Raw genomic sequence first — 11,935 nt, 5'->3', positions numbered from 1 at the left:
TTCCCTTTCCGGCGGTTCCGACTCTATCAGATCCTTTCGGGCCTGATTCCCAGTCAGCGGGCTTTGCCTTCCCGGCTGTTGGGCCGTTCCGACGTCCCAAACCTTAGCGGATCGCTCCGGCGATTCCCAATCGGGCTGCCGGGCCCCTATTCGAATTGAATTCGGGCACGCCGAAATCAACCCGTGCAGGAGATCGTGCTGTGGTGTGGGGTTGCCGCTCTGAGCGGCTGAGGTGCTGTCGAAGAACCGTTACGGCCCCGCGGCAACCCGGAGAACATTACGCATCGGCCAGGGGCGTGTCAAACGGCCCTGTCAAGAACTTTTCGGGGACCGAGGCCCCGCCCCTCAGTCCAGGTCGGTGAGGCGGCCGCCGGCGTCCGGCTGGGCGTGCTCCACCCGGCGCAGCAGGCGGACGAGGACCTCGCCGAGGGCCGTGCGCTCCTCGGGGCGGAGGTCCTGGAGCAGGTCCTCCTCGAAGACGGTGGCGAGGCGCATCGCCTCCAGCCACTTCTCCCGGCCCTCCGTCGTCAGCTCCACGATGACGCGGACCCGGTTGGACTCGTCGCGGTCCCGGGTCACCAGGCCCTCGGCGACCATGCGGTCGATGCGGTGGGTCATCGCGGCCGGTGTCAGGCCGAGCCGCTTGGCGAGGTCGCTCGGGCCGAGCCGGTAGGGGACGCCGGAGAGGACGAGGGCCTTGAGGACCTCCCACTCGGCGTTGCTGATGCCGAGCGCCGAGGTCTGGCGGCCGTAGGCGACGTTCATCCGGCGGTTGAGCCGGGACAGGGCCGAGACGATCTGCTCGACCTGGGGGTCGAGGTCCCGGAACTCGCGCTGGTAGGCGGCGATCTGCTCGTCGAGGGTCGGTTCGCTGCCGATGTGGCCGGGGGTGTCACCCATGGCCGCAGTATGGCATGGCGTTGCTTGGCGTTGAAGTTCTTCTAGATGTACTGTTTACCTTCGAACTTTAGCTTTGAAGTCTTCCCAGCTAAGTACTCAAGATCTTCAACTACCTGAGAGAGGTGAACGTGACCAGGGCGATGGGCGCGCAGCTGCGCCGGATTCATGTGGGGAACGCGCTCAGCGCGTTCGGGCTCGGCTTCACCGTCCCCTACCTGTACGTCTATGTGGCGCAGGTGCGGGGGCTCGGAGCCATGACGGCGGGGCTCGTGCTCGCCGTCTTCGCCGTGGCGGCGCTCGTCGTGCTGCCGTTCGCCGGGCGGGCCATCGTCCGGCGCGGTCCCCTGCCGGTCCTGTTCGCCGCCCTGGTCACCGCCGCTGTCGGAGCGCTCGGCCTGGGGCTCGCGGGGAACGCGGCGGCGGTGCTGCTGGCGTCGTCGGCGCTCGGGGCCGGGCAGGCCGTGATGCAGCCGGCGCTCGCGACGATGATCGTGGACTGCTCGACGGCGGAGACCCGGTCGCGCGCCTTCGCGTCGCAGTTCTTCTTGCAGAACCTGGGGCTCGGCGTCGGCGGGCTGATCGGCGGGCATCTGGTGGACGCGGAGCGGGTGTCGTCGTTCACCCTGCTGTTCTCGATCGAGGCGGCGGTGTTCCTGGTGCTGGTGGCGGTGATGGCGACCGTGCGGCTGCCGCGGGCGCCGCGGGTCGAGGGGGCGCCGAGCGGGAGCGGTGCGGGCGGTTGGCGGCAGTTGCTCGGGAACCGGGCGATGGTGCAGCTGTGTGTGCTGGGGTTCGTGCTGTTCTTCGCCTGCTACGGGCAGTTCGAGTCGGGGCTGAGTGCCTATGGGGTCCAGGCCGCGGGGATCTCGACGTCGGTGCTGGGGACGGCGCTGGCCGCGAACACGTTGATGATCGTCGTCGCGCAGTTCGTGGTGCTCAGGTTCGTGGAACGGCGTCGGCGGTCGCGGGTGATCGCGGCGGTGGGGCTGATCTGGGCGGTGGCGTGGGGCGCGGCCGGGTTCGCGGGGCTCGGGCACGGGAGCCAGGAGATGGCGACGGCGGCCTTCGTGTCGACGTACGCGCTGTTCGGGCTCGGGGAGGCGATGTTGTCGCCCACCGTGGCGCCGTTGGTCGCGGATCTGGCGCCGAGTGGGCTCGCGGGGCAGTACAACTCGGCGTTCGCGCTGGTCAAGCAGTTGGCGCTGGCGGTGGGTCCGGCGGTGGGCGGGCCGATGGGGGCGTCGTTGCACGCGCCGTACATCGTGACGTTCCTGCTGTTCTCGCTCGGGATCACGGTGTTGGCGCTGCGGCTCGGGCGGCGGTTGAGCGACGTTCAGGACCAGCCGTGGCGGGTGCGGAGCCGGGTCGTGGTGCGGGGTGGGTCGGCTTCGGAGGCCGTGGCCGCCGAAGCCTGAGACAGCGGGCGCCGGGTCAGGTCTTGGCGAGCACGAACTCGCACCAGACGGCCTTGCCGCCGCCGGGGGTTCTGCGGGAGCCCCAGTGGGTGGCGATCGTCGCGACGATGGCGATGCCGCGGCCGGACTCGTCGGCCGGTTCGGCCTGGCGGCGGCGCGGGAGGTGGTCGTCGCCGTCGGTCACCTCGATGATCAGGCGGCGGTCGGTGCGGCGCAGGCGCAGGCGCATCGGCGGGGTGCCGTGCTGGAGGGAGTTGGCGACGAGTTCGCTGGCGGCGAGGACGCCGAGGTCGTGCAGTTCGGCCGGGAAGCGCCAGCTGGTGAGGACGCCGGAGGCGAACGCACGCGCGCGTGGGGCGGCTTCGATGCCGCCGAGCAGTTCCAGGGCGGCGTTGCGGAACAGTTCGCCGTCGGGTCCGGTGTGGGCGGGGTGCTGGAGGACCAGGACGGCGACGTCGTCGTCGTGGTCGGCGGTCACGCCGGCCGAGCGGACCAGGCGGTCGCAGACGACCTGCGGGGTGCCGGTGGCTCCGGCCAGGGCCTGTTCCAGGGCGGCGATGCCTTCGTCGAGGTCCTGGTCGCGGCGTTCGACCAGGCCGTCGGTGTAGAGGACGGCGGTGGAGCCGGGGCCGAGGGCGATCGAGCCCGAGGCGTGCATCCAGCCGCCGGTGCCCAGGGGCGGGCCGGTCGGTTCGTCGGCGCGCTGGACGGCGCCGCTCTCGTCGCGCACCAGGATCGGCAGGTGCCCGGCGGAGGCGTACACGAGGCGGCCTTCGTTCGGGTCGTGGATGGCGTAGACGCAGGTGGCGATCTGGTTGGGGTCGATCTCGGAGGCGAGGCCGTCGAGGAGCTGGAGGACCTCGTGCGGGGGCAGGTCGAGGCGGGCGTAGGCGCGTACGGCGGTGCGCAGCTGGCCCATGACGGCCGCCGCGCGGACGCCCCGGCCCATCACGTCGCCGATGACGAGGGCGGTGCGGCCGCCGCCGAGGGTGATGACGTCGTACCAGTCGCCGCCGACCGCGGTCTCGGTGCCGCCGGGGTGGTAGGTGGCGGCGATGCGGAGGTCGTCGGGTTCTTCCAGTTCCTGTGGGAGCAGGGAGCGCTGGAGGGTGACGGCGGTCTCGCGCTGGCTGCGTTCGCTCGCGCGCAGGCGTTCGGCGGCTTCGGCGTGGTCGGTGACGTCGGTGGCGAAGATCAGGACGCTGCCGTCGTCCTCGTTCCCTTCGGTGACGGGTGTGCAGGTGAAGGTGTATGAGCGGCCGTCGGGGGCTTTGCGGGACTTGAGGGTGCGGGGTCTGCCGCTGCGCAGGACCTGGTCGAGGAGCGGGAGCAGGCCCAGTTCGTCCAGCTCGGGGAGGGCGTCGCGGGTCGGTTCGCCGAGGGGGCGGGTGCCGAAGGCGGCCACGTAGGCGTCGTTGACGTAGGCGACCCGGTGGTCGGGGCCGTGGACCAGGGCGACGAGGGCGGGGACGCGGTCGAGGACGTCACGGACCGGGAGTTCGTCGACGGCGGGGACGCCTGGGTGGTCGTCGGTGAGGTGTTCGGCGCGGGCCGCGGGGACGGTGCCCGCGCTCTCTCCCCGCCGGTCGGGGGTGACCGGGTGGTCGGCCCGCGCTGCCGCGCGGTGCTGCTTTCCGGGGAGCCGGGCGCTCCAGCGCGTGAAGTTCACGAATCCTTGCCTCGTGTCGTCGTCTTCGGCCGGCTCCGGACCCGGCCGTGGGTCCGGGGCTCGGCACCCCGGGGGTGCGGCACTTGGGGGGACAGCCTCGTGGGTCGAGGGGTGGGTGTGCGGTCGTCCTGGGGGCGGGGGTCAGTCTGGCAGGGGGCCGACCGAGGCGACATCCGTCAGACGCCCCACAGGGCCGGGGAGTTCCCGGGTCCGGTCAGGACGACCCCTTCGGGTCGTCAGAAGGCTTTCCACCGGCCGCGAGTTCGAACTCGGCACGGGGATGTTCGAGTGAACCGAGCGAGACGATCTCCCTCTTGAAGAGGCCGGAGAGCGTCCATTCGGCGAGGACCCTGGCCTTGCGGTTGACGGTGGGGACCCTGCTGAGGTGGTAGACGCGGTGCATGAACCAGGCAGGGTAGCCCTTCAGCTTGCGTCCGTAGACGTGCGCGACGCCTTTGTGGAGGCCGAGCGAGGCGACCGAGCCGACGGAGGCGTGCGCGTACGTCTGGAGTTCCTCGCCGCGCAGGGCGTGGACGATGTTGTCGCCGAGGACCTTGGCCTGGCGCAGCGCGTGCTGGGCGTTGGGCGCGGTGTGGGCGCCGGGCCCTGCGGTGACGTCGGGGACGGACGCGGCGTCTCCTGCCGCCCACGCGTGCGTGACGCCGTCGATCGTCAACTGGGCGGTGCATTTCAGCCGTCCGTGGTCGGTGCGCGGGAGGTCGGTCGCGGCGATCAGGGGGTGGGCGCGGACGCCGGCGGTCCAGACGACGGTGCGGGTCGGGAAGCGGGCGCCGTCGCTGAGGACGGCGACGCGGTCGGCGCAGGATTCGAGGCGGGTGGTGAGGCGGACGTCGATGTTGCGGCGGCGCAGTTCGGTGATCGTGTAGCGGCCGAGTTCCTCGCCGACCTCGGGGAGGATGTGGTCGGAGGCCTCGACGAGAATCCATTTCATGTCGTCGGGCTGGACGTTGTGGTAGGAGCGGGAGGCGTAGCGGGCCATGTCCTCCAGCTCGCCGAGGGCCTCCACGCCCGCGTAGCCGCCGCCGACGAAGACGAAGGTGAGGGCGGCGTCGCGGAGGGCGGGGTCGCGGGTGGAGGAGGCGATGTCCATCTGCTCGATGACGTGGTTGCGCAGTCCGATGGCCTCTTCGACGGTCTTGAATCCGACGCCGTGGTCGGCGAGCCCGGGGATGGGCAGGGTGCGGGCGATGGAGCCGGGGGCGAGGACGAGTTCGTCGTACTCCAGCTGATCGGGGCCTGTGCCCTCTTCCTCGGTGGCGAGGGTGGTGAGGTGTGCGGTGCGTTTTCCGTGGTCGAGGCTGCGGACCTCGCCGACGACGACCCGGCAGTGCGGCAGGACGCGGCGCAGGGGGACGACGACGTGCCGGGGGGAGATCGAGCCGGCCGCGGCTTCGGGGAGGAACGGCTGATACGTCATGTACGGGTCGGGTGTGACGACAGTGATCTCGACGTCGCCGCGACGGAGTTCGCGTTTCAACTTCCGTTGAAGGCGCAGGGCCGTGTACATGCCGACGTAGCCGCCGCCGACAACGAGAATGCGCGCACGTTCCTTCACCATCCCATGACGCACCCATGACCGCTGTTTGTCCACAGCCTCGACCGTTTGTGTGACCGCAAGCCAAGGGCCCCGATAGTTGGCCGAATTGCCGGAGTCACCGTCAGGTTCGCAGGTCAGCGGGCATATGCGCGGGCGCTGAAGGGGGTGCATTCAGGGCGTATACGCCCCGTACTCCGATCGGGGGGCGCTCCGTGCGGAACCTGCCCCTTCTGAATTGACCCTCACTCAACTATGTTCGTGTGACGAAGGGGTGCGGGGGGTGTGCCCATCGGGTCCGCGACGGGTGGACGCGAGATACGGGTTTGTTCCTTGAGCCTCGGCTTGCAATGGCGGGGAGTCTCCGGGGGGAGACGTCATTACCGGGGGATCAATCATGAGCATTCAGGAATCTCATTGGCCGGCCGCATCCGCTCTCGCGGCGAGCGGCATGGTGAGCGCGGCGGGCGGTGGACGCGGGGACGGTTCGCGGACGGCACCGCTGCGCGTGGACGCACAGCGCAATCTGGAGCACGTGCTGCGTGCGGCGCGTGAGGTCTTCGGCGAGCTGGGGTACGGCGCGCCGATGGAGGACGTGGCGCGGCGGGCCCGGGTGGGTGTGGGGACCGTGTACCGGCGGTTCCCGAGCAAGGACGTCCTGGTCCGCCGGATAGCGGAGGAGGAGACCGCCCGGCTGACCGATCAGGCCAGGGCGGCGCTCGGCCAGGAGGAGGAGCCGTGGTCGGCGCTCTCGCGCTTCCTGCGGACGTCGGTGGCCTCGGGCGCCGGGCGGCTGCTGCCGCCGCAGGTGCTGCGGGTGGGGGTCGCGGACGAGCCGGGCGACGGTGGCGAGGCGACGCGGGTGCCGCAGCAGCGCGGGCAGTTGGGCTCGGGTGAGCTGCGGCTGGTGTCCGACAGCGATCCGGTGGTGCCGGTGGACGACGACTCGGGCGCCGGGGAGCTGCTCGATGTCGTCGGCAGGCTGGTCGACCGGGCGCGGGCCGCGGGTGAGTTGCGGCCCGACGTCTCGGTGTCGGACGTGCTGCTGGTGATCGCGACGGCGGCGCCCTCGCTGCCGGACGCGGCGCAGCAGGCGGCGGCCTCGGCCCGTTTACTGGACATCCTGCTGGAGGGGCTGCGGGCCCGTCCGGCGTGAGGTCGTCAGCTCGTCGATGACGGCGGGTGACTCGAAAAGGTGACGGTGGGGCGTGGGCTTCGCACAGCCCGCGCGCCCGCCGCACGCCGGGAACTCACCGGACATTTCCGGCCACTCACCCAACTCTCCTGGCCAAAGAGCCCGTTGACCCTTCCCCGAACGGGTGAGGGTTAGTACCGCCCTGCGAGAAGTGCCCTCGGACGAGTGGAAGCACCGCCCCGAGAGGGTTCTGACCAAAAGCCAATATGGCACTCTGACCGGGTGTTCAGGACGGGCAGGGCAGGCGGCGGGGGCTTTCCGCGATGAGCGTTGACGGGCGGGACGGGTCACTCGACGACGGTGACCCACAGGCCGGCGGCACCCCGCAGGTGCCGAACCAGGGCGGGCGCGCTGACGTCCCGCGCCGGGACCGCACGGCCGAGCCGGGGCCGCCCGCCGAGGGCACCGTCCCCGCCCAGCGCGACCGGCACGAGGACCACGGGAGCCACGAGGACAGCGTCCTGCCGCCGCCGCGCAAGCTGCCCGCGGCCGACGCCGACCTGCTCGGCCGGATGCGCGCGGGCGACGACAGCGCCTACGAGGAGCTGTTCCGCCGGCACGCCGACGCCGTGCGCCGGTACGCCCGCACCTGCTGCCGGGACGGGCACACCGCCGACGACCTCACCGCCGAGGTCTTCGCCCGCATGCTCCAGGCGGTGCGCGGCGGTTCCGGGCCCCAGCACGCCGTTCGCGCCTATCTGCTCACCTCCGTGCGCCGGGTGGCCGCGAGCTGGACGAAGTCGGCCCGGCGCGAGCACCTCGTCGACGACTTCGCGGTGTTCGCCACCCAGGCCTCCCGGGGCACGGAGTCCGCCGCCGACGACGACACCCTCGACCTCGGCGCCGACGTGCGCGCGATGCACGAGGCCGAACAGTCCATGGCGATGCAGGCCTTCCGGTCGCTGCCCGAGCGCTGGCAGGCGGTGCTGTGGCACACCGAGGTCGAGGACGAGTCGCCCAGCGAGGTCGCCACGCTCTTCGGGCTCGACGCCAACGGCACCCGGGTGCTCGCCAGCCGCGCCCGCGAGGGGCTCAAGCAGGCCTACTTGCAGGCACACGTCAGCGCCACCCTGGTCGGTGACGCGGAGTGCGCCCGGTATGCCGACCGGCTCGGCGCCTATGCCCGGGGCGGGCTGCGCACCCGGGCCGAACGGGGCCTGCGCAAGCACCTCGCGGAGTGCGCCCGGTGCAGCCTCGCCGCCGGTCAGATCAACGAGGTCGCGCGCGGCATCCCGGCGGTCGTGCCGGTCGCCGTCATCGGCTGGTTCGGGGCGGCCGGGTACGCCAAGGCCGCCGCGTTCGTCGCCGGGGGCGCCGGGGCCGGGGCGGCGGGCGCGGCGGGCGCGGCGGCTGCGGCCGGCGGGACCTCCGGCGGGGCGGGGGCCGGGGGCGGTGCCGCGGCCTCCGAGGGGCTCGGGGCGCCGGCGAAGGCCGGGATCGCGGCCGGTGTCGTCGCCGCGGCCGCGGCCGCCGTCGCGCTCGCGCTGGCCGGCAAGGACGTCCCGCCGGACCCGCCCGACGCCAAGCCGCCCGTCTCCGCGCCGGTCGTCGCGCCCCAGTCGCCGACCCCGTCGCCGTCGCCTCCGGCGAAGAAGCCCGCGCCGCAGCCTCCGGTGCCCGTCCCCGCGTCCACTCCGCCGCCTACGCCGACACCGGCCCCCACGCCGACGCCGACGCCTTCACCCACGCCGACCTCCACGCCGTCTCCGACGCCTACGCCCACGCCCACGCCTACTCCGACGCCGTCGGCCGTTTCCGTCGTCTACCCGTTGAGTGAGTTGTCGTACGGACTCGACGGTGATGGGGAGGGGCCTGAGATGCGGCTCGGGGAGAGCAGTTGGGTGTGGCAGCGGTACGGGGTGTCCATCGACGGGCGGTCGTACGCGCACGGCGTGACCGTGCACGGGCGGTCCTCCGTCACCGTCGACCTCAACCGCTCCTGCACCTCCTACGACGCGCTGGTCGGTGTCGACGACCTCGCTCTCGGGCTCGGCGCGCTGTCCTTCTCCGTCTACGCGGACGGCGTTCGGGTGTGGCGCTCCGGTGAGGTGCGGGGCGGCGAGCCTGCCGTGCCCGTCCATGTGGGCCTCGCCGGGCGGCGGACCGTGCGGCTTGTGGTCGAGCCTCGTAACGGCTTCGACGCGTTGATGCCGGCGGACTGGGCGGAGTCGAAGTTCACCTGTGCGTAGGGGGTGCGGCGGCGTTGTTGCCGAGTTTTTCGCCCCCGCCGCCCCTTCCCGTCCCGTCGGCATCAAGGGGTGCGCGCCCCCTTTGACCCCCGCCTTCTGAGGGCTCCGCCCCCAGACCCCCGTTCGCCCTGAACGGGCTCGTCCTCAAACTCCCCCAGAGGGGGACCCCCACGGGCTGATTGTGCCCCGGCCGGCGTGGAGAAGAACCGTACCCAGCTGTGCGTCCTCAAGCTCCCCCAGAGGGGACCCCCACGGGCTGAATTGCCCTGCCCGGCATCGAGAAGAACCGTGCCCGCTGTGTGTCCTCAAACGCCGGACGGGCTGGAGGTTGCTCCTCCCGAAGCCAGGGCTTCCCTTTTCGGGGTGATGCCCTCGGGGACTGCTCGTTGGCGGGACGGGGTGCCTGTCCAGCAGGTGCCTCGGCGGGCGAGGAGGCGGCCGAGCCAGAGTTCGAGGGAGACCAGGTCGGCCAGGCCGTCCACGGGGAGGGGTTCGCCTTCCGCTGCCGCGCGGAGGGCCTTGCGGACCACTCGGGCCTCCACCAGGCCCGCCTGGGCCAGGAGGGGGGTGCCGAAGAGGGTCGTGAGGGACGGCATCGCCGTTCTCAGGCCGGTGCGGGCCGCTTGTGAGGACGGGGCGTGGGTGGGGGCGCCCCAGCCCGGGGGGAGGTCGCTGACGCCGGCGCCTGCCAGGACCGTTCGCAGGATGTCCGCGCGGGCGCCCGGCTGGACGCGCAGGGCCTCGGGGAGGGCGCGGCAGGCGCGGACCACCTGGTTGTCGAGGAACGGGGCGTGCAGGCGCTGGGAGCGGATCTCCGCCGCCTGTTCCAGGACGCGGAACTCGGCGGCCGTGCGGGCGAGGGCGGCACGCGCGCGGTAGTCGCCGGGGCGCTGGTTGGGGGCGACCGTCGAGCGGCGGGACGACGACTGGAGGCGAACCGATACTTCCGCCAGCGCCTCGCCCGTCAGCCAGCGTGCCGCGGGCCCTGGCCGCGCCCACGTGAGCGCGGCCAGGGAGGCCCCGACGGCGCCGCCGGGCTCGTCGAAACGGCGCTGGAGGAGCCGTTGGGCGAGGAGTTCGAGGCCGTCGAGGTAGGAGGTGCGGGCGAGGCGGCGGGCGGCGCCGTACACGCGCGCGGGGACGAGCACCGAGCCGTCGGCCTTGGTGAGCGCGGCGACCGGGCGCACCAGGTGCCGGCGTCGGCGGTCCATGAGGAGGTCGGCGAGGCGGGCCGGGTGGGCGTCCAGGACCTGGCGGGCGCCGTATCCGGTGAGGTGGTCGGCGCTGCCCGCGGCCAGCCGGGACCGGTGCCGGGCGGCGCTGACGAGGCACTGGCCCGGCTCGTCGGTGAGGGGGCCTTCGAGGTCGGCGTAGGGCAGGGTGTCCTCGTCGCCGGTGACCACGACGTGGTGCAGGCGCGGGCCCGCCGCCAGGGCACCGGCCCGCTGCACCTCGGCCTCGCGGCCGCCGACGACCAGGTCGTTGAAGGTGACCGCCAGCAGTCGTTCGCCCGCGCCCGTGCCGTGTCCGAGGACGGTGCCCGGCATGCCGGGCAGGCCGGCCGCGAGCAGCGCCAGGGTGCCGGAGGCGGGGCCGCCGGACAGGTCGGCTCCTATCCCGGCGACCGGCATCCCGCGCGCGGCGCGGCGTTCGGCGGGGCCCATGCCGGGGACCGGGCCGGGGTCCATGGCGACGCCGGGGACGTGCCGGGGCGCCGACATACGCGCGCGTACCGCGTCGACGAGCGCGTCACGCACCCCGTCGACGGCACGGTCCGGGTCGGCGATCGGGGCGGCCACGGCGAGGGACGCGACATGCTCGTAGCCGGCGATCTCGCGCGCCCCGGCGCGGAGGATCAGCGCGTGCCCCGGCGGAACGCGCCGCACGCCCTCGTACGGCGTGGAGTCGTGCAGCGCGGCCGGCACGTCGGGGGCGGCCAGGAGCGCGGCGAGGTGGCCGAAGTCGAGGTTGGCCTCGACGAGGTCGGCGAGCGGCAGCGCGGCCGTCGCATACGCGGTCCCCTGCTCCCAGGGGGTGTGGAAAACGGGGCGCGCACCTGCGAGATCGCCGCAGACGGTGATCCGGCGGCCGACCTGGACGACGGCCGTGTAGCTGCCCGGCCACGCCGTCAGATGCCGCAACGCGCCCCCGCGCGCGGCGAACAGGCCGACCCGCAGTTCCTCGTCGGAGGCGGCGCAGGTGCCGAGGACGGCGATCCGGTTCTCGGGGTCGGCGTGGACCACCCGCACCTCGTCGGGGCGCCAGTCACCGACCGCCCAGAGCGGGTCGGGGTCGCCCCACAGGAGGTGCGAGCCGACCGGCTGCACGGTCTCGCCGTCGGGTCCGGACGCTCCCGCCGAGCCGATGCCGGCTCTCCTCGCGGCGGTGCTGCTCCATCCCACCAACCACCGCATGGACGCCTCCACAGGCTGTGGACAATTCAGTGCACCGTACGAACGGTTCACCATGCTGCCATGAAGAACGCGCCACAGAGCGGCGGAGACACCGTCGACGCACCGGGGCCCGAGGCCCGGCGCTCACCCTCCCGGGGTGTTCAACGGGCTGGGTGGGCAAGGTCGTTGCGACGCGAATGCGCCCCCGACGCGCCCCCTAAAAACGCCGTTCGCGCCCTCAACTCCCATGTGGGAGGGGTGATCACCCGGGGAGGGCAGGGATGATTTTCGGCCAATTAGGCTCAGCGGAAAGGGCGGTGGGAACGCCGTCGGAACGCCACGGAAGCCCCGTGCGTACGCTCTGTACCGACCCGTACCGGCCAGTACGGCGCCCACCTGCCGCCCCTCCGCCCCCCGTTCGGTACCCGGTCCGCGCACGGTCCGGGAGGCGGAGCTCGCCCCCCGGACCGGTCCGCCGCCCGCGGGGATGAAGGCGGCGGTGTCCCCCAGCCCCCTGGTATCCAGTCCAGCGGGCCGACCCACGCAGGGTCCATGGAAGCGCTCCCGCGGTGGCCGGAGAAGAGCGCACGCGCAGGCGCACGGCCACACAGTGGGAGCA

The 11,935-nt window shown here is 72.9% G+C and carries 7 protein-coding genes; 3 read left to right on the top strand and 4 right to left on the bottom strand.

What is annotated here, in order from left to right:
- Positions 1-345 precede the first annotated feature (345 nt).
- Positions 346-900 carry a MarR family winged helix-turn-helix transcriptional regulator gene (locus ACIQOU_RS30540; RefSeq protein WP_401541781.1) on the bottom strand — a complete coding sequence of 185 codons (555 nt, stop codon included), beginning with the start codon at positions 898-900 and terminating at the stop codon, positions 346-348.
- 140 nt (positions 901-1,040) lie between these two features.
- Here ACIQOU_RS30540 and ACIQOU_RS30535 point away from each other — a divergent pair, with 140 nt between their 5' ends.
- The gene (locus tag ACIQOU_RS30535) at positions 1,041-2,315 is read left to right on the top strand and encodes an MFS transporter (protein ID WP_401541794.1); all 1,275 of its coding nucleotides are present in this window, start codon (positions 1,041-1,043) and stop codon (positions 2,313-2,315) included.
- Positions 2,316-2,331: 16 nt separating this feature from the next.
- Here the strand turns inward: ACIQOU_RS30535 and ACIQOU_RS30530 are convergent, their stop codons facing one another.
- Positions 2,332-3,984, bottom strand: coding sequence for a SpoIIE family protein phosphatase (locus ACIQOU_RS30530; RefSeq protein WP_401541779.1), 1,653 nt, complete (start codon positions 3,982-3,984; stop codon positions 2,332-2,334).
- Positions 3,985-4,198: 214 nt separating this feature from the next.
- Positions 4,199-5,563, bottom strand: coding sequence for an NAD(P)/FAD-dependent oxidoreductase (locus ACIQOU_RS30525; RefSeq protein WP_401541776.1), 1,365 nt, complete (start codon positions 5,561-5,563; stop codon positions 4,199-4,201).
- 373 nt (positions 5,564-5,936) lie between these two features.
- On the opposite strand from ACIQOU_RS30525, the gene ACIQOU_RS30520 reads away from it, so the two are divergent.
- Both ACIQOU_RS30520 and ACIQOU_RS30515 read left to right on the top strand, forming a co-directional pair.
- Entirely contained in the window at positions 5,937-6,695 is a 759-nt protein-coding gene (locus ACIQOU_RS30520; protein ID WP_401541774.1) for a TetR/AcrR family transcriptional regulator, read from the top strand.
- Between the two features lie 302 nt (positions 6,696-6,997).
- Positions 6,998-8,923, top strand: a complete 1,926-nt coding sequence (locus tag ACIQOU_RS30515; RefSeq protein ID WP_401541771.1) for a sigma-70 family RNA polymerase sigma factor — start codon at positions 6,998-7,000, stop codon at positions 8,921-8,923.
- Between the two features lie 305 nt (positions 8,924-9,228).
- Here ACIQOU_RS30515 and ACIQOU_RS30510 read toward each other — a convergent pair whose 3' ends face one another.
- Positions 9,229-11,337 carry an asparagine synthase-related protein gene (locus ACIQOU_RS30510; RefSeq protein WP_401541769.1) on the bottom strand — a complete coding sequence of 703 codons (2,109 nt, stop codon included), beginning with the start codon at positions 11,335-11,337 and terminating at the stop codon, positions 9,229-9,231.
- Positions 11,338-11,935: the final 598 nt, after the last annotated feature.

The organism is Streptomyces sp. NPDC091279 (assembly GCF_044757465.1).
Taxonomy (GTDB): domain Bacteria; phylum Actinomycetota; class Actinomycetes; order Streptomycetales; family Streptomycetaceae; genus Streptomyces.
Note: the sequence above shows the minus strand (reverse complement) of the source record. Positions and strands in the feature narration are given on the sequence as shown.